The sequence below is a fragment of the Streptomyces sp. NBC_00775 genome (assembly GCF_036347135.1).
In the GTDB taxonomy this organism is placed as follows: Bacteria; Actinomycetota; Actinomycetes; order Streptomycetales; family Streptomycetaceae; genus Streptomyces; species Streptomyces lutosisoli.
In genome coordinates this window covers 2,748,383-2,765,028 of sequence record NZ_CP108938.1, presented here as the reverse complement: position 1 = coordinate 2,765,028, position 16,646 = coordinate 2,748,383, and the positions used below count along the sequence as shown (strand labels likewise).

Sequence of the window (16,646 nt, the reverse complement as noted above, 5' to 3'; positions counted from 1 at the left end):
AGCGATGGGGCACGCACCGGCCTGGTGCGTGCCCCATCGTCGTACAACCGACTAGTCCTGCTTCTTCCGCCGCGTGCCGAAGACGATCTCGTCCCAGCTCGGGACCGCCGCTCTGCGGCCCGGGCGGACGCCGTCGGCCTCGGCCTGGCGGTCCGTCGCGCCGACGAGACGGTCGCGGTGCGCGCCGACGGAGCGGGGCATGAGGACGTCCGCGTAGGCGGAACCGGCACCGGCCGAGGCGGCGGGAGCCGGGGGCTCCTCCGTCTCGGGCTCGGGGGCGGGCTCCTCCGCCGCGGGGTGCTCCGTGGTGGAGGGCCGCTCGGGCACCACCATGTCGCCCCGGAAGCTGGGCACCGCCTCCAGGAGGCTGGTGAGCGAGTCCCGTTCGGACTCCTCGATCGGCTCCGGGGACGGCGCCGGAATGCTCGGCCGCTCCATCTGCCGGTCCAGGGCGCGATCGAGCGGACGGTCGCGCGGCAGCCGTGCGATCCGCGGCACGAACGGGAAGCTCGGCTCGGGCGCCGCGAGGTCGTCGGACTCGCCGATCAGCGAACGTGCCTCGTCGTCGACGGCCTGGACGAGCCGCCGTGGCGGGTCGTACGTCCAGCTCGCCGAGTGCGGCTCGCCCGCGACCACGTAGACCAGCAGGACTTCCCAGGTGCCGTCGTCGCGGCGCCACGAGTCCCACTGGACGGTGTCCTTGTCGGCGCCCCGGATCAGCAGCCGCTCCTGGACGGCCTCACCGAGCTGGGGTCCGGCGTTCTCACCGGGGCGGCGGACGGGAGTCTTCCTGGCGCGCTCGGCCATGAAGGCGCGCTCGGCGAGCACGGGGCCCTCGAAGCGGCGTACGCGATCGACGGGAATCCCTGCGAGCTGGGCGACTTCCTCCGCGGAGGCACCGGCACGTATACGTGCCTGGATGTCTCGGGGGCGGAGATGGCTCTCCACCTCGATCTCGATCTGGCCGAGGCGGGGACGGTCGCCGCGTACGGCGGCGCGCAGACGCTCGTCAATCGGAAGCGTGTATTCCGTGCTGTCCGCAGCCTTCAGCACCAGCCGTGTGCCGTCGTTAGAGACGGCCACGACACGCAGTTCGGGCATGGGGACCTCCCGGGTGGTGCCTGCCGACGTCACGTGCGTCGCTGCTTCCGCTAGTCGAGTGTGGCCTGCCCGGGTGCAGCCTGCCACAACCTTGCCGAGTTGCCCGGCGTGTCGGGCGCGGACCCGGGATCGCCGTTATGACACGGTTACCTATTCGCAACGCTAAGTGACGAACTCCATCACCCTGTGCAACGAGCCCCCTCCCGGCGGTCCTGCAAGGCCCCGGACACCCTGGCGGGAGTCCGGATCCAGGGCTCGCAACAGTACTCCATTCGGGCCACGTGCGTGGATCGGCACGCCGTCCAACTTCTAGTGGGGGGTGGTAGTTGGCCGTCCGATGCGTCGTTTTCGTGCCCATCAAACGTGTCGCACTTCACGGAATCACCAGAAATGGAACGAATCGTTTCGCCTGTTCGTCCCTTCCTGGTGCAATAGGTCGATTCGCGTTCGGGAAAGGCAGGCAAGGTCCGGGGATGGGTGTGAAGTCGGATGCCGACCAGGAACCGGGGAAGAAGGAGGAGGGCGAGGAGGAGCCGCAGAAGAAGCGGGTGGATCTGAGCGTCCCCCAAGTGGCGGGCAGCGCGGTGGCCGCCGTACTGGCGGCCAAACTCGCCTCCTACTTCGGGGTCTACGGGACGATCCTGGGCGCTGGAGTGGTCAGCGCGATCGCCACCTGCGGAGGCACCGTCTTCCAGCACTTCTTCAAGCGCACCGGCGAGCAGATACGCGACGTGACGGTCCAGGCCAAGCCGAAGACCCAGCTCCAGCAGGCGCCCGCCGTGGGCGAGTTCACGGAAGCGACCGTCTATCGCGCGCGGGTCAGGAGCTGGAAGCGGCCCGTGGTCGCCGCGGCCCTCGTCTTCGGCGTCACGATGGCCGGGATCACCACGTACGAACTGGTGTCGGGGCAGAGCTTCAGCGGCGGCGGCAAGGCCACGACCGTGGGCACCGCCTTGAAGGGGAGCGGCTCCAACTCGGAGAAGCCGGAGCCCAGTACGACACCTTCCGCCGGCTCTTCCTCCGTGCAGCCGTCCTCGGGCAGCAGCGGTTCCGCGGCTGCTCAGGACGACGGCGACGGCGCTACGACCCCCACGCCGACGCCGAGTTCCAGCGTCTCCTCGGACCCGGAGGCCGGGGACACCACCCCGACCCCCACGCCCAGCGAGTCCGCTACGACCCCAGAACCCTCCGCAAGTAGTCATTCCCAAAGCGCCGATCCGGGTCAAGCCGATCCCTCAGCGCCGTGAACTCGCCGAAGCGCGGATAGACCTTGGAGAAGTACTCCGCGTCGCGCGTGTGCACCTTGCCCCAGTGCGGCCGACCCTCGTGCGCGGTGAAGATCCGTTCGGCGGCGGTGAAATACGCCTGATAGGGGGTGCCCCTGAACATGTGAACGGCGATGTAGGCGCTCTCCCGCCCGGACGCGGTGGAGAGGGTGATGTCGTCCGCGGGGGCCGTGCGCACCTCGACGGGGAAGCTGACCCGCAGGGTCGAGCGGTCGACCATGGCCTTCAGTTCACGCAGCGTCTCGACCAGGGCTTCGCGCGGGACGGCGTACTCCATCTCCACGAAGCGCACCCGGCGCGGAGAAGTGAAGACTTTGTAGGGAATGTCGGTGTAGGTCCGGGCGGACAGCGCGCGGCTGGAGATCTTCGCGATCGTCGGGATGGCGGCGGGCACGGCGCGGCCGACCAGATTGGCCACCTGGAAGACGCCGTTGGAGAGGAACTCGTCCTCGATCCAGCCGCCGATCTGCCCGATGGGCTTCTCGGGGCCGGCGCTGCGGTTGTTGCGCTTGGTGTTGCAGTTGCCGGTGTGCGGGAACCAGTAGAACTCGAAGTGCTCGTTCTCGGTGAAGAGTTCGTCGAAGTCGGCGGTGACCTTGTCGAAGGTCATCGGCTCCTCGCGGGCCGTGAGCAGAAAAGTGGGCTCTACGGAGAAGGTGATCGCGGTGACGATCCCCAGGGCGCCGATTCCGATCCGGGCCGCCGCGAAGACCTCGGGATTCTCCTTCTCGGAGCAGGTGAGCAGCGAGCCGTCCGCGGTGACCAGCTCAAGTCCCTTGATCTGCGCGGCGATCGAGGCCGAGTCGCGCCCCGTGCCGTGCGTTCCGGTGCTGGTCGCACCCGAAACCGTCTGCTCCATGATGTCGCCCATGTTCGTGAGCGACAGTCCCTCGCGCGCGAGAGCCATATTGAGACGCTTGAGCGGGGTGCCCGCCTCAACAGTGACGGTGCCGGCCTCACGGTCAATCTTGCGGATGCCGGTCAACAGTTGAGGGCGGATCAATACACCGTCGGTCGCGGCGGCGGCCGTGAAGGAGTGCCCGGTGCCGACGGCCTTCACCTTCAGGCCGTCGTCGGCGGCCTTCCGTACGGCCGCGGAGAGCTCTTCGACCGAAGCGGGGGCGACCTCCCGTACGGGACGGGCGGTGACGTTCCCCGCCCAGTTACGCCACGTGCCGCTCTTCCCGCTCACTGTGGTGCTCATGGGTCCCCTCCCGCTGCGGAACCGGCCTGCTCAGCCGGCGATATCCGAGGAAACCGACCGCGACCGCGACGGCTCCGGAGACCGCCGGAACCCCGTACCCGGCCTTCGCACCGGCGGCGTCGATCACCCAGCCGGCCACGGAGGAACCGAGCGCGACCCCGACCGCGAGCCCGGTGCTCACCCAGGTCATGCCCTCGGTCAGTTTCGCGCGTGGTACGTGCTGTTCGATGAGGGACATCGTCGTGATCATCGTGGGAGCGATGGAGAGACCCGCAACGAACAGCGCCACGGCCAGAAACGGCAAGTTTCCGACCAGTAGGAGGGGGATCATACTCACGGCCATCGCGCATATGCCCAGCAGCCACCGGCGTTCGGGCGCCCCCTTGAAGTGCAGCAGTCCGAACACCGCTCCCGCGACGCAGGAGCCCGCGGCGTAGAGCGCGAGGACGACGCTCGCGGCGCCCTTGTTGCCCTGCTCCTCGGCGAAGGCCACGGTGACCACGTCGACGGCTCCGAAGATCGCCCCGGTCGCCACGAACGTGGCCACCAGCACCTGGAGTCCGGCCGCGCGCAGCGCCGAACCGCCGGTGTGCTGCTCACGCGGATGCGGCACGGGCTCGGTGGCGCGCTGGGAGGTCAGCCAGAAGACTCCGGCGGCGAGGAAGCAGGCGGCGAGCAGCGGCCCGGCCTCCGGGAACCACACCGTGGACAGGCCGATGGAGATGATCGGCCCGAAGATGAAGCAGATCTCGTCGACCACGGACTCGAAGGAGTACGCGGTGTGCAGTTGCGGGGTGTCCCGGTAGAGGGCCGCCCAGCGGGCCCGGATCATCGCGCCGATGCTCGGGACACAGCCGATGCCGGCCGAGCAGACGAACAGCACCCAGTCCGGCTGGTCGAAGTGCGCGGCGAGCAGCAGCCCGGCGGCAGCGGCGAGCGCGAACAGTGTCACGGGGCGCAGTACCCGCCGCTGCCCGTACTGGTCCACCAGCCGCGAGACCTGAGGGCCCATCACGGCGGCCGCCAGCGCCATGGTCGCCGACAGCGCGCCCGCGAGCCCGTACCGTCCGGTGAGCTGGGAGATCATCGTGACCACGCCGATGCCCATCATCGACAGAGGCATCCGGCCGAGGAAGCCCGCGGCGGAGAAGCCCTTGGAGCCGGGGGCTGCGAACAGGGCGCGGTAGGGGCTGGGCACGGGGGACTCCGGTCGGCTCGGCTCGGCCGCCCGGTCACCACGGGCGGTCCGAACTCCGGTAAGGCGTGAATCTGGCCGATACAGCTTACGGGTGAGGTGACCCTAACGCACGACCTCCGCACGCCCCTCTGTGCGCCCTCGCGCCGATCTCCTGTGCGTTCGAGGCCGTTCTCCCGCGCGTTCCAGGCCGCCCTCGCGCCCGCCCCTGCCCGCTGTCGAGCCCGACCCTCGCGCCTGTCCCGCGCGCCCGCCCCTGGCTCCGTCGAGCCTGCCCTCGCTCTCCCGTCACCCCGCCGTTTCCTGCCTGTCAGTGCCGGGTGGCAGGATCGGACGTATGCCAGACGTGCTCGATGCCACCCCCTACGACGCCCTGCTCCTGCTCTCGTTCGGCGGCCCGGAAGGCCCGGACGACGTGGTCCCGTTCCTGGAGAACGTGACGCGGGGGAGAGGCATCCCCAAGGAACGGCTCAAGGAAGTGGGTCAGCACTACTTCCTGTTCGGCGGGGTCAGCCCCATCAACGGCCAGAACCGCGCCCTGCTCGACGCCCTCCGCAAGGACTTCGCCGACCACGGCCTGGACCTGCCCGTCTACTGGGGCAACCGCAACTGGGCGCCCTACCTGACCGACACCCTGCGCGAGCTGGTCGCCGACGGCCGCCGCCGCGTCCTCGTCCTCGCCACCAGCGCGTACGCCTCGTACTCGGGCTGCCGCCAGTACCGCGAGGACCTCGCCGGCGCCCTGGCGACCCTGGAGGCCGAGGGCCTGCGGCTGCCGAAGATCGACAAACTGCGCCACTACTTCAACCACCCCGGCTTCGTGGAGCCCATGATCGAGGGCGTCCTGAAGTCCCTCGCCGACCTCCCCGAGGACGTACGCGCGGGCGCGCATCTCGCCTTCACGACGCACTCCATCCCGAACGCCGCGGCGGACACCTCCGGCCCGGTCGAGGACCACGGAGACGGCGGCGCGTACGTCAGGCAGCACCTGGACGTCGCCAGGCTGATCGCCGACGCGGTGCGCGAGGAGACAGGGATCGAGCACCCCTGGCAGCTCGTCTACCAGTCGCGCTCGGGAGCCCCGCACATCCCGTGGCTGGAGCCCGACATCTGCGACCACCTGGAGGAGCTGCACGGCGCCGGGGTCCCGGCCGTCGTGATGGCCCCCATCGGGTTCGTCTCGGACCACATGGAGGTCCTGTACGACCTCGACACGGAGGCGACGGCCAAGGCCGAGGAGCTGGGTCTGCCGGTGCGCCGCTCGGCCACCGTGGGCGCCGACCCCCGGTTCGCCGCGGCGATCCGTGAACTCGTCCTGGAGCGCGCCGCGACGGAGAGCGGCCGACAGGTGACACCCTGCGCCCTGGGGGCGCTCGGCCCGAGCGCGGACCTGTGCCCGGTGGGCTGCTGCCCCGCCCGCGCCCCGAAGCCCGCCGCCGCGGGCGCCGACAGCCCGTACGCATGAGGAGCCCCGTGATCGAGCCCCTGCACACCGAACTGCTCCAGCTCGCCCACCAGGCCGCCCGCAGCGCCGGTGAGCTGCTGCGGGACGGACGCCCGGTGGACCTCGCGGTCGCCGCCACCAAGTCCAGCCCGATCGACGTCGTCACCGAGATGGACATCGCCGCCGAGAAGCTGATCACCGACCTGATCTCCCAGCACCGCCCCGCCGACGGCTTCCTCGGCGAGGAGGGCGCCGCCACGGAGGGCACCAGCGGCATCCGCTGGGTCATCGACCCGCTCGACGGCACGGTCAACTACCTGTACGGGCTGCCGACCTGGGCGGTGTCCATCGCCGCCGAACAGGACGGCGAGACCGTCGTCGGAGTCGTCGCGGCGCCGATGCGCGGCGAGACGTACCACGCGGTGCGCGGCCGTGGTGCCCGGGCCACCGGAGCCTGGGTCGGCGAGCGCCGGCTGGCCTGCCGCCCGTCGCCGCCCCTGGACCAGGCCCTGGTCTCGACCGGCTTCAACTACGTGACCGAGGTCAAGGCCCACCAGGCCGACGTCGCCCAGCGGCTGATCCCGCTGGTGCGCGACATCCGGCGCAGCGGATCCGCCGCGGTCGACCTGTGCGACGTCGCGGCCGGCCGCCTCGACGGCTACTACGAGCGCGGCCTCAACCCCTGGGACCTCGCGGCGGGCGACCTGATCGCCCGTGAGGCGGGCGCCCTGACCGGTGGGCGCCCCGGAGAGCGCCCCGCGGGCGATCTGGCGGTGGCTGCCTCACCGGGCGTCTTCGAGCCCCTCCAGCGGCTCCTGGAGGACTTCGGCGCCTGGCACGACTGACGCCGTTCACCACAACGGAGCGGGGCCCCGGCACTGGATCGATGCCGGGGCCCCGCTCTCGTACGAACTGATCAGACGCGCGTCGCGCCGACCTCCACACCGTGCTCGGCGGCGAGGCGGTGCAGGTCGTCGAGCTCGGCCTGCTCGACCTCCGCGAGGAAGTCGTCGCCTGATTCGCGAGCCCGCGTCAGGTCGGTCTCGGTCGCCCTTATGCGCTGCAGAAGTCCTGCGGTGAATGCGTCCATGCTGCGCCCCCTCGTCCTGGGTCGTGGGTCGGGTGGCACGGGGGTGTGCCGTTCGGAAGGGGCGATCACGTCTGCCAGATGGGTGCCCAGCGCTGCCCAGGCTGGGCGGCGACGGTGCCGGACACCCACGCCCGCTCTGCGGAAGCGGTTGGACGTACCACAAGGTGGCTTGCCACATGCAGAGCGTGATCGCGGGGTGTAAAGCCGTCCTCCCCCCGCTCTCTTCCGTGGAAACCTCAACCCGACGAGAAAATCTCGCATTCCCGGGGCCCGGGACCGCGGTCCCGAGCGCCTCTCACCCGCCTTACAGCCGGTTTATGGCCGAAAAGGGCAGGATGGAGCCCTCATCCGTGACAGACCTGCCCGCGTGGTGCCCTGAAGGGCGCTACGCGGGTGGACAGAGGAAGGACAAGCGACGTGCGCGTACTCGTCGTCGAGGACGAGCAGCTGCTCGCCGATGCGGTGGCCACCGGACTGCGCCGGGAGGCCATGGCCGTCGACGTCGTGTACGACGGTGCGGCCGCCCTGGAGCGCATCGGCGTCAACGACTACGACGTGGTCGTCCTCGACCGCGACCTCCCGCTCGTGCACGGCGACGACGTCTGCCGCAAGGTCGTCGAACTCGGTATGCCCACGCGCGTGCTGATGCTCACCGCGTCCGGCGACGTCAGCGACCGCGTCGAGGGCCTGGAGATCGGCGCCGACGACTACCTCCCCAAGCCCTTCGCGTTCAGCGAGCTGACGGCACGCGTGCGTGCCCTCGGACGTCGTACGAGCCTGCCGCTGCCCCCCGTCCTGGAGCGCGCCGGGATCAAGCTCGACCCCAACCGCCGCGAGGTCTTCCGCGACGGCAAGGAGGTCCAGCTCGCGCCCAAGGAGTTCGCCGTCCTGGAGGTGCTGCTGCGCAGCGAGGGCGCCGTCGTCTCCGCCGAGCAGCTCCTCGAGAAGGCCTGGGACGAGAACACGGACCCGTTCACCAACGTCGTACGCGTCACCGTGATGACCCTGCGCCGCAAGCTCGGCGAGCCCCCCGTCATCGTCACCGTGCCCGGCTCCGGCTACCGGATCTGATCACCCGTGGCCACGACACCCGCGCCGCCGACGGCGCCTCCGAAGCCCACCTGGGACCCCAGAAGGCCGGAACCCCCGTTCCCCTGGCTGCGCCCGACCATCCGGATACGGCTCACGCTGCTGTACGGCGGCATGTTCCTGATCGCCGGCATCATGCTGCTGTCGATCATCTATCTGCTCGCGGCGCAGGCCCTGAACACGGGGGCCGAGCCGCTCTTCAAGATCGCCAGCGGCACCGCGATCAAGGTCAACAGCGACAACTGCCCCGCCGTCCAGGCTGGCAACCTGTCGCTCGACGAGTTCAACACCGCGATCAGCACCTGCATCGACCACCAGCGCCAGGCCGCCCTGGACAACCTGCTCAGCCGCTCGCTGCTCGCTCTGCTCGGCCTCGCCATCATCGCGTTCGCCTTCGGTTACGCGATGGCCGGACGGGTGCTCTCGCCGCTCGGCCGGATCACCCGCACCGCGCGCGCTGTGGCGGGCTCGGACCTGTCCCGGCGGATCGAGCTGGACGGCCCGGACGACGAGCTGAAGGAACTCGCGGACACCTTCGACGACATGCTGGAGCGACTGGAACGGGCCTTCACCGCCCAGCAGCGGTTCGTGGGGAACGCCTCGCACGAACTGCGGACCCCGCTCGCGATCAACCGCACGCTCCTGGAAGTGCACCTCTCCGACCCCGGTGCGCCGATGGAGCTCCAGCAGCTCGGCAAGACGCTGCTCGCCACCAACGAGCGCAGCGAACAGCTCGTGGAGGGCCTGCTGCTGCTCGCCCGCAGCGACAACCAGATCGTCGAGCGCAAGCCCGTGGACCTCGCCGAGGTCGCCTCGCAGGCCGTCGACCAGGTGCACGCCGAGGCCGAGGCCAAGGGCGTGAAGATCCGCGGGGAGCGCTCCGTGGCGGTCGTGCAGGGCAATGGCGTCCTGCTGGAGCGGATCGCCCTGAACCTCGTCCAGAACGCCGTCCGGTACAACGTGCCGGAGAGGGGCTGGGTCGACGTCAGGACAGAGGTCCAGCACGGCCAGGCGGTCCTGGTGGTCTCGAACACGGGGCCGGTGGTTCCCGCGTACGAGATCGACAATCTTTTCGAGCCTTTCCGGCGGCTGCGTACGGAGCGCACGGGCAGTGACAAGGGTGTGGGCCTCGGCCTGTCCATCGCCCGGTCGGTGGCCCGCGCCCACGGGGGTCACATCACCGCGGAGCCGCGAGAAGGGGGTGGCCTCGTGATGCGCGTCACCCTGCCTATCTGAGACCATGTCGCCGACACGCGACGATGTTCGCTTTGCGCGGAATTTTCTGGTCACCCACCCAGGAGGCCCGTGTGTGATCGATCACAAGGACGATTTTCCGGCCATCTACTCTCCGTGGTCGCGCATGCTGTCGGAAGGCCGGGAAAATCCGGGTTTTCGAGGGTCTTGATCACGGGAAGTACACGGTGGGACGCCTTTGAAGTGCGGCCTTCGGACCGTGTACGGTCCGCATCGCCATCCAAGCCGATCACTCTTGAGGAGTCCGGTTGGGTGTCGATTGAGTAACAGACCTTGATGTGAGGCAAAATCTCCGCCTCAGGTCGGGCACAAGTCCGGCCTCTCACGCGTTACGTGCGCTGGAGACACCGCAGACACCCAGAGGGGGAGAGCGACATGGCAACGGATTACGACACCCCACGCAAGACCGACGACGACGTCGACTCGGACAGCCTTGAAGAACTGAAGGCTCGCCGGAACGACAAGTCGACCTCGTCCGTCGACGTAGATGAATTCGAGGCCGCAGAAGGCCTTGAGCTGCCCGGGGCCGACCTCTCGAACGAGGAGCTGGCCGTCCGGGTCCTGCCCAAGCAGCAGGATGAGTTCACTTGCATGAGCTGCTTCCTGGTGCACCACCGCAGCCAGCTGGCCCGCGAGAAGAACGGTCAGCCGATCTGCCGCGACTGCGACTGAGGCAGGGTCGGCCGTGACTGGCTCGACCCCACCTTGGAAGCGCCGCCTCCCCCCACGGGAAGCGGACGAAGGGCCCTCAGACGGCTCTGAAGGCGTGCGTGACGACGAGCGGGGCTCTTCCGAACCGGGATCAGCCTCGCTCGAGCGGGCGCCCGCCACAGGCGGCCTGACGGCTTCCGCCGTCACTCCCGCGCCCGCCGCAAGGCGCCGCGCGGCGGTGATCCGGGACGGGGTCGTGAAGGGCGTCCACAAGGGCGTTCAGAAGGGCGGCAACCTGGCCAGGGCGGGCCTGGCGTACCTCGCCGACCGGATCATCGATATCGCCCCGCGAATCCCCGTACGGGACCTCGCGACCCTTCGCAAGCAGTTCCCGGACCTCGGTCCCGAGCAGCTCGCGGACAAACTCGTCGCGGGCGCGGCCGCCGCGACGTCCACGGTCGGCGCCGGGGTCGGCGCCGCCGCGATGCTGCCGGTGCCGCCCGCCATGCCCACGGAGCTGGCCACCGAGATCACCGGCGTCGCCGCGATCGAGCTGAAGCTGATCGCCGAGCTCCATGAGGTCTACGGTCTGCGACCGCCGGGCAACCTCAAGCAGCGCAGTACCGCGTATCTGAACTCCTGGTCCGGGGAGCGCGGGATCGATGTGACGAAGCCCGCGACGATCAACGCCGCGTTGGGCGGCCAGATGAAGCGCGAACTGCGCCAGCAGATCATGAAACGCGTGGTCCGGGATCTGCCCAACCTGATGCCGTTCATGGTCGGCGCCGCGGTCGGTGCGGTCATGAACCGCCGCGACACCAAACGCCTCGCGGGGCGCATTCGCAAGGACCTGCGGAAGATGCAGGTGCCCTGGGACGCGCTTCCCGAGCTGCCGCCGTTGGAGAAGCCGGCGAATCCGCTGCGGATGGGGGAGATCACCAGGGAGCTGGAGCGCTGAGACCTCCCCGGGCGGCGAGCTCTTGGCGGGCGCGCGCCCGCGTCTCGATGGAGTGCCCCGCGGGCGGATTCCGTCGTCGGTCGCTCCGAGTCCGGTACCGCCGGCCATCGCCGTCGCGGCCGGTCCCCGTCGTGACGGAGAACCAGTGACCGGCGAAGAAGTGCTGCCGGCGGCGTGCTGACGTCCCCGGGAAGCCGTACCCAGGTGAGGCGCCCAGGTGAGAACCGTCGCCGCGTGGGCTCTTCCGCCGAAGGCGGTCGACGCCGCCGCGCGAGCCGCCTTGCCGTGCGGCGCCGCCCGTGGCACCCCGCCCGCGCGGCCTACGCCGATGTGCGGCCTACGCCGACGCCCGCGCCGCTTCCAGCGCCGCCACCAACCGCTCCGGCTCCCGCGTCGACAGGTACAGGTACGGCGTCGGGTCGGCCGGGTCCGTGACCTGGACGCGGAGGGCCGTGGGGATGTAGGCGCGCAGGAGCATGAAGGCGCGGGGGTCGGCCTTGTACGTGCGCCAGGCGCGCGCTTCCTCCTGGTCCATGATCTCGGCGTCGCCGAGGGCCGAGACGGGGATCTTGGCCTCGCCGGCGATCAGGGAGTCGCCGACGACACGGATGCGGATCGAGCCGTAGGAGCTGGCCACGACCGCCGAGACCGCGGTGCCGCCGACCAGGGCTCCCAGCAGCGGCAGCGTGCCGAACGGGAGGAAGATCAGGGCCATCGCGATCCCGACCAGGAAGCAGACCAGCCACCAGGTGCGGGGTGCGGTGAGGCGTTCTTCGTACGGCGAGGCGGAAAGCTGCATGAAGCCAAGCTTGGCACGGTGCGAAGAGACGGTGGACTCGCGGGTAAGGTCTGCGGCTGTGAGTGGTACTTCCGCAGCTCTGACGCCCCCCGCCGACGCCGTCGCGCCGGTGCGGCACCCTGACGCGCCCGCCCCCGGCGAGCTCCTCGGGGCGCACTACGAACAGTGTTTCGGGTGTGGCGGAGAGCAGCCCCACGGACTCCACCTGGAGGCCCGCGCGGGGGAGGGGGTCCGGATCACGGCGGAGTTCACCGTGCGGCCCGCCCACCAGGGCGCCCCGGGGCTCGCGCACGGCGGCGTCCTCGCCACCGCGCTGGACGAGACGCTCGGCTCGCTGAACTGGCTGCTGCGCACGATCGCGGTGACCGGACGGCTGGAGACCGACTTCCGGCGCCCGGTGCCCGTCGGCACCGTGCTGCACCTGGAGGCCGAGGTCACCGCGGTGGCCGGCCGGAAGATCTACTCGACCGCCACCGGGCGGATCGGCGGTCCCGACGGACCGGTCGCCGTCCGCGCCGACGCCCTCTTCGTCGAGGTGAAGGTCGACCACTTCATCGACAACGGCCGCCCGGAGGAGATCCGGGCCGCCATGAGTGAACCGGACCAGATCAGGCGCGTCCGCGCCTTCGAGGTGAACCCGTGAGCCGTCAGCCCCGTCAAGAAATCGCCGTGCTGATCCGGCGCGTGGACCCGGAAGTCCCGCTTCCCGAGTACGCGCACCCCGGTGACGCGGGAGCCGATCTGCGCACCACCGAGAGCTGTGAACTGAAGCCGGGTGAACGGACGGTTCTGCCCACGGGAGTGTCCATCGCGCTGCCCGAGGGGTACGCGGCCTTCGTGCACCCGCGTTCCGGGCTCGCCGCCCGCTGCGGTGTCGCCCTCGTGAATGCCCCGGGGACGGTGGATGCCGGGTACCGTGGGGAGATCAAGGTGATCGTGGTGAATCTCGACCCGCGCGAGTCCGTGCGGTTCGAGCGCTTCGACCGGATTGCTCAACTGGTCGTCCAGCAGGTCGAGACGGTCCGCTTCCAGGAGGTCGCGGAGCTTCCCGACTCGGCGCGGGCCGCAGGGGGCTTCGGGTCCACCGGCGGTCATGCCGCCGTGGACAGCACAACGGGTGGGAATCGATACGCTTCGGTCGTATCCGACCGGGAAGGACAGTGACGTGTTCGGACGTCGCAAGAAGGGCAGTGCCGCCGAGGACGCGGCGAGCGAGGCCGAGCAGGTCGTCGACGACGTCGACACTGAGGCGGACGAGTCGGAGGAGCGGGAGCGCGTGAGGCTCGAACCCGAGCCGCGCCCCGATGGTCCCTGGGACGACTCCGAGGTCCGCGATCCGGCCGAGGGCCGAGTGGACCTGGGTGGTCTCTTCGTGCCCGGAGTCGACGGCATGGAGCTGCGGGTCGAGGTCGCGGGCGACGCGATCGTCGCGGCCACCGTCGTCCTGAAGGACAGTGCCGTACAGCTTCAGGCCTTCGCCGCTCCCAAGCGCGAGGGCATCTGGGGCGAGGTGCGTGAGGAGATCGCCTCCGGGATCACCCAGCAGGGCGGTGTCATCGACGAGGTAGAGGGCCCGCTGGGCTGGGAGCTGCGGGCGCAGGTGCCGGTGCAGCTGCCGGACGGCACGGGCGGTTTCCAGGTCGTGCGGTTCGTCGGAGTGGACGGCCCCCGCTGGTTCCTGCGTGGAGTGATCTCCGGGCAGGGCGCGGTGCAGCCGCAGGCCGCGGGTCTGCTGGAGCAGATCTTCCGGGACACGGTCGTCGTCCGTGGCGAGGGTCCGATGGCCCCCCGCGACCCGATCGTCCTGAAGCTGCCGAACGACGCGCAGATGGTGCCCGAAGGTGTCCAGCAGGAGGATCAGGGCGGTTCCCGCTTCTCCGGCGGCATGGGGCAGCTCCAGCGCGGACCGGAGATCACCGAGGTCCGCTAGGCGCCGCGCTTGGCTTGAGTCTGGATGTGGGCCGCACTCCCGGTGGGGGTGCGGCCCTTTCTTATGAGCTCCTTGTCATGAGCTCCCTCTCGTGCGGCCTTTTTCATGCGCCGCTCATGTGCCGCCTCTTGACGGGCAGTTGGTCTATACCTAAGGTCCCGGCCATCGCGTGCGTTCAAACACGCGCTCATCGTTCACATACGAGAACGGATGGCACCCCACATGCCCGAGACCCCCGACACCCCCGCCGCGCACCGCCGCAGACGGCGCCCGGCCCTGCTCGCCACCGTCGCCGCCGCGACCGCCGCGCTGGTCGCCGGGTTCCTCTCCTGGCCCGGCGCCCAGCGGGCCGACGCCGCGCCCGCCACCTTCGTGCACCCCGGAGTCACCGTCTCCAAGGGGCAGCTGGACTTCGCCCGCACCGAGGTCCTCGCCGGCGCCCAGCCCTGGAAGGGCGCGTACGACCAGATGATGGCGAGCAAGTACGCCTCACTGACGCGCACCGCCACGCCCCGGGCGACCGTCGAGTGCGGCTCGTACTCCAACCCCAACTACGGCTGCACCGACGAGCGCGAGGACGCGATAGCCGCGTACACCGACGCCCTCGCCTGGTACATCACCCGCGACGCGCGCTACGCCCAGAAGTCCATCGAGCTGATGGACGCCTGGTCGGCCACCATCAAGGACCACACCAACAGCAACGCGCCGCTGCAGACCGGCTGGGCCGGCTCCTCCTGGCCCAAGGCCGCCGAGATCATCAAGTACACGTACACGGGGACGTGGACCAACTCCGCCCGCTTCGGCACGATGCTCCGCAACGTCTACCTCCCCGAGATCATCAACGGCTCGAATTCCAACGGGAACTGGGAGCTGTCGATGATGGAGGCCGCCATCGGCATCTCCGTCTTCCTGGAGGACAAGACGTCGTACGACACGGCCATGGCGAAGTTCCGGACGCGTACGGCCGCGTACGTCTATCTCTCCTCCGACGGCTCCGTGCCGAAGACCGTGCCGAGCCAGAACCTCGACACCACGGCGAAGATCGTCTCCTACTGGCAGGGGCAGTCCACCTTCGTCACCGGGCTCACCCAGGAGACGTGCCGCGACTTCACCCACACCGGATACGGCATCTCCGCGATCTCGCACGTCGCCGAGACCAGCCGGATCCAGGGCCAGGACCTGTACGGCACCGATGTCGGCGAGCGGCTGAGGCAGGCGCTCGGCTTCCAGTCGAAGTACCAGCTGGGGACGGCCGTGCCGAGCTGGCTGTGCGGCGGCTCGCTCACCCTCGGCCTGGGCCCCGTCACCGAGGTCGGCTACAACGCCCTGCACAACCGCCTGGGCATCGCGATGACCAACACCCAGACGCTGACCGAGCAGAACCGCCCGGCCGGCAGCAACAACCTGTTCGTGGCCTGGGAGACGCTGACCCACGGCGACAACCCCAGCTGACCCATTGAAGGACCGGGCTCCCGGCGGTGATACTGGCGCCCGGTCCACGGGGGAGGGGACATGAGCCAGGTCGTCACGGACGCCATGGTGCGCGTCGAGAACATCCATCGCTCGTACGGCACCGGAGCCGCCGCCGTGCACGCGCTGCGCGGTGTCTCCTTCGACGTACCGCGCGGTGAACTCGTCGCCCTCAAGGGCCGCTCCGGATCCGGCAAGACCACCCTTCTCAACCTCGTCGGAGGACTCGACGAGCCGGACGAGGGCAGGATCGTCGTCGACGGGATGGATCTCTCCACGCTCGACGAGAACGGCATCCTGGGACTGCGCCGCGACCGCATCGGCTTCGTCTTCCAGTCCTTCGGGCTCATCCCCATCCTCACCGCCGCCGAGAACGTCGGCGTTCCGCTGCGGCTGCGCCGGGCCGACCCGCGCGAGCGCGAGGAACGCGTCGATCTGCTCCTCTCCCTCGTCGGCCTCGCCGACCACGCGGCCCAGCGCCCCGGCGAACTCTCCGGCGGCCAGCAACAGCGGGTGGCCATCGCCCGCGCCCTCGCCAACAACCCCTCCCTCCTCATCGCCGACGAGCCCACGGGCCAGCTCGACGCCGAGACGGGCATCGCCGTGATGGAGCTGCTGCGCGCGGTCGTCCGCAGCGAACAGGTGACGGCGCTGGTCGCCACCCACGACGCGACCCTGCTGGATCTGGCCGACCGGGTGCTGGAGCTGAGCGACGGGGAGATCGTCGAGCACTGAGACGGTGCGGCCCGAGGTGCGCGTCCCTGGACGTGAGCCTTGGGGCGGGCTGTCCGGCGTATCACTGTCCGCTCCCCGGGGGCTTCTCCGCGGCCGACGCGGCCGACGCGGCCGACGCGGCCGACGCGGCCGACGCGGCCGACGCGGCCGACGTGGTCGGCGCGGTCGGCGCGGTCGAGTGGAGATCGGCGCTGGCCCGCACCACCGCGGCGCGCTGGTGCGGATCCGAGCCCTCCACGGCGATCAGGGTGCGGCGTGTGTTCTCCTCCTCCGTTCGCACCACGGTCCGGTGCCGGATCCATGAGCGGGCCAGTGCCGGCACTCCCGGTGCCGTGGCGAGAAGGGCGGCGGTGAGAGAGGCGAAGGGGTCGATCGCGGTCATGCGGTGCTCCTCGGTGTCGGGCGGCGACGGGCTTGCCCCAACTCTCCGAGCAGGCAAG

General features: G+C 70.2%; 18 protein-coding genes. 12 read left to right on the top strand and 6 right to left on the bottom strand.

Annotation, left to right across the window (positions count from 1 at the left end):
- Positions 1 to 51: 51 nt before the first annotated feature.
- Positions 52 to 1,134, bottom strand: coding sequence for a septation protein SepH (gene sepH / locus OIC96_RS12355; RefSeq protein WP_330307780.1), 1,083 nt, complete (start codon positions 1,132 to 1,134; stop codon positions 52 to 54).
- A gap of 440 nt (positions 1,135 to 1,574) precedes the next feature.
- On the opposite strand from sepH, the gene OIC96_RS12350 reads away from it, so the two are divergent.
- Positions 1,575 to 2,348, top strand: coding sequence for a hypothetical protein (locus OIC96_RS12350; protein WP_330307781.1), 774 nt, complete (start codon positions 1,575 to 1,577; stop codon positions 2,346 to 2,348).
- Here OIC96_RS12350 and OIC96_RS12345 read toward each other — a convergent pair.
- The gene (locus tag OIC96_RS12345; protein ID WP_330307782.1) at positions 2,272 to 3,591 is read right to left on the bottom strand and encodes a D-arabinono-1,4-lactone oxidase; all 1,320 of its coding nucleotides are present in this window, start codon (positions 3,589 to 3,591) and stop codon (positions 2,272 to 2,274) included. The two genes, OIC96_RS12350 and OIC96_RS12345, sit on opposite strands and share 77 nt — an antisense overlap.
- On the bottom strand, positions 3,551 to 4,789 hold the full coding sequence (locus tag OIC96_RS12340; protein ID WP_330307783.1) for an MFS transporter: 1,239 nt from the start codon (positions 4,787 to 4,789) through the stop codon (positions 3,551 to 3,553). The genes OIC96_RS12345 and OIC96_RS12340 overlap by 41 nt, the downstream gene beginning before the upstream one ends.
- 334 nt (positions 4,790 to 5,123) lie before the next feature.
- Here OIC96_RS12340 and OIC96_RS12335 point away from each other — a divergent pair, with 334 nt between their 5' ends.
- Positions 5,124 to 6,251, top strand: coding sequence for a ferrochelatase (locus tag OIC96_RS12335; RefSeq protein ID WP_330307784.1), 1,128 nt, complete (start codon positions 5,124 to 5,126; stop codon positions 6,249 to 6,251).
- Positions 6,252 to 6,259: 8 nt separating this feature from the next.
- On the top strand, positions 6,260 to 7,075 hold the full coding sequence (locus OIC96_RS12330; RefSeq protein ID WP_330307785.1) for an inositol monophosphatase family protein: 816 nt from the start codon (positions 6,260 to 6,262) through the stop codon (positions 7,073 to 7,075).
- Between the two features lie 71 nt (positions 7,076 to 7,146).
- On the opposite strand, the gene OIC96_RS12325 is transcribed toward OIC96_RS12330, so the two are convergent.
- Positions 7,147 to 7,320: a hypothetical protein gene (locus tag OIC96_RS12325; protein WP_330307786.1), complete on the bottom strand. Its 174-nt coding sequence runs from the start codon at positions 7,318 to 7,320 to the stop codon at positions 7,147 to 7,149.
- Between the two features lie 417 nt (positions 7,321 to 7,737).
- Between OIC96_RS12325 and OIC96_RS12320 the strand changes: the two genes are divergently transcribed.
- The 4 genes from OIC96_RS12320 to OIC96_RS12305 all read left to right on the top strand — a co-directional run bounded on the left by OIC96_RS12320 (position 7,738) and on the right by OIC96_RS12305 (position 11,272).
- Positions 7,738 to 8,391, top strand: a complete 654-nt coding sequence (locus OIC96_RS12320) for a response regulator transcription factor (RefSeq protein WP_266474245.1) — start codon at positions 7,738 to 7,740, stop codon at positions 8,389 to 8,391.
- A gap of 6 nt (positions 8,392 to 8,397) precedes the next feature.
- Positions 8,398 to 9,645: a sensor histidine kinase gene (locus OIC96_RS12315; protein ID WP_330307787.1), complete on the top strand. Its 1,248-nt coding sequence runs from the start codon at positions 8,398 to 8,400 to the stop codon at positions 9,643 to 9,645.
- Between the two features lie 393 nt (positions 9,646 to 10,038).
- Complete coding sequence (locus OIC96_RS12310) at positions 10,039 to 10,335, top strand: DUF4193 domain-containing protein (protein ID WP_003997302.1); 297 nt, start codon at positions 10,039 to 10,041, stop codon at positions 10,333 to 10,335.
- Between the two features lie 13 nt (positions 10,336 to 10,348).
- Positions 10,349 to 11,272 (top strand): hypothetical protein, encoded by a 924-nt coding sequence (locus tag OIC96_RS12305; protein WP_330307788.1) that lies wholly within the window; start codon positions 10,349 to 10,351, stop codon positions 11,270 to 11,272.
- A gap of 337 nt (positions 11,273 to 11,609) precedes the next feature.
- Here OIC96_RS12305 and OIC96_RS12300 read toward each other — a convergent pair whose 3' ends face one another.
- A complete protein-coding gene (locus OIC96_RS12300; protein WP_330307789.1) occupies positions 11,610 to 12,071 on the bottom strand; it encodes a DUF3093 domain-containing protein in 462 nt (153 codons plus the stop codon).
- A gap of 58 nt (positions 12,072 to 12,129) precedes the next feature.
- Between OIC96_RS12300 and OIC96_RS12295 the strand changes: the two genes are divergently transcribed.
- The 5 genes from OIC96_RS12295 to OIC96_RS12275 all read left to right on the top strand — a co-directional run bounded on the left by OIC96_RS12295 (position 12,130) and on the right by OIC96_RS12275 (position 16,206).
- Positions 12,130 to 12,714, top strand: coding sequence for a PaaI family thioesterase (locus OIC96_RS12295; protein ID WP_330307790.1), 585 nt, complete (start codon positions 12,130 to 12,132; stop codon positions 12,712 to 12,714).
- Between the two features lie 26 nt (positions 12,715 to 12,740).
- Positions 12,741 to 13,235, top strand: a complete 495-nt coding sequence (gene dut, locus OIC96_RS12290; protein WP_330310317.1) for a dUTP diphosphatase — start codon at positions 12,741 to 12,743, stop codon at positions 13,233 to 13,235.
- 1 nt (position 13,236) lies between these two features.
- Entirely contained in the window at positions 13,237 to 14,001 is a 765-nt protein-coding gene (locus OIC96_RS12285; protein ID WP_327432268.1) for a DUF3710 domain-containing protein, read from the top strand.
- A gap of 210 nt (positions 14,002 to 14,211) precedes the next feature.
- Positions 14,212 to 15,453, top strand: a complete 1,242-nt coding sequence (locus OIC96_RS12280; protein ID WP_406502138.1) for an alginate lyase family protein — start codon at positions 14,212 to 14,214, stop codon at positions 15,451 to 15,453.
- 60 nt (positions 15,454 to 15,513) lie between these two features.
- A complete protein-coding gene (locus OIC96_RS12275; RefSeq protein ID WP_330307792.1) occupies positions 15,514 to 16,206 on the top strand; it encodes an ABC transporter ATP-binding protein in 693 nt (230 codons plus the stop codon).
- 61 nt (positions 16,207 to 16,267) lie between these two features.
- On the opposite strand, the gene OIC96_RS12270 is transcribed toward OIC96_RS12275, so the two are convergent.
- The gene (locus tag OIC96_RS12270) at positions 16,268 to 16,588 is read right to left on the bottom strand and encodes a hypothetical protein (RefSeq protein ID WP_330307793.1); all 321 of its coding nucleotides are present in this window, start codon (positions 16,586 to 16,588) and stop codon (positions 16,268 to 16,270) included.
- Between the last annotated feature and the right edge of the window lie 58 nt (positions 16,589 to 16,646).

Excerpts from the sequence above, each read along its gene's own strand:
- OIC96_RS12350 (WP_330307781.1), top strand. The coding sequence starts at position 1,575 with ATGGGTGTGAAGTCGGATGCCGACCAGGAACCGGGGAAGAAGGAGGAG.
- OIC96_RS12345 (WP_330307782.1), bottom strand. The coding sequence starts at position 3,591 with ATGAGCACCACAGTGAGCGGGAAGAGCGGCACGTGGCGTAACTGGGCG.
- OIC96_RS12335 (WP_330307784.1), top strand. The coding sequence starts at position 5,124 with ATGCCAGACGTGCTCGATGCCACCCCCTACGACGCCCTGCTCCTGCTC.
- OIC96_RS12325 (WP_330307786.1), bottom strand. The coding sequence starts at position 7,320 with ATGGACGCATTCACCGCAGGACTTCTGCAGCGCATAAGGGCGACCGAG.
- OIC96_RS12310 (WP_003997302.1), top strand. The coding sequence starts at position 10,039 with ATGGCAACGGATTACGACACCCCACGCAAGACCGACGACGACGTCGAC.
- OIC96_RS12300 (WP_330307789.1), bottom strand. The coding sequence starts at position 12,071 with ATGCAGCTTTCCGCCTCGCCGTACGAAGAACGCCTCACCGCACCCCGC.
- OIC96_RS12280 (WP_406502138.1), top strand. The coding sequence starts at position 14,212 with ATGGCACCCCACATGCCCGAGACCCCCGACACCCCCGCCGCGCACCGC.
- OIC96_RS12275 (WP_330307792.1), top strand. The coding sequence starts at position 15,514 with ATGAGCCAGGTCGTCACGGACGCCATGGTGCGCGTCGAGAACATCCAT.
- OIC96_RS12270 (WP_330307793.1), bottom strand. The coding sequence starts at position 16,588 with ATGACCGCGATCGACCCCTTCGCCTCTCTCACCGCCGCCCTTCTCGCC.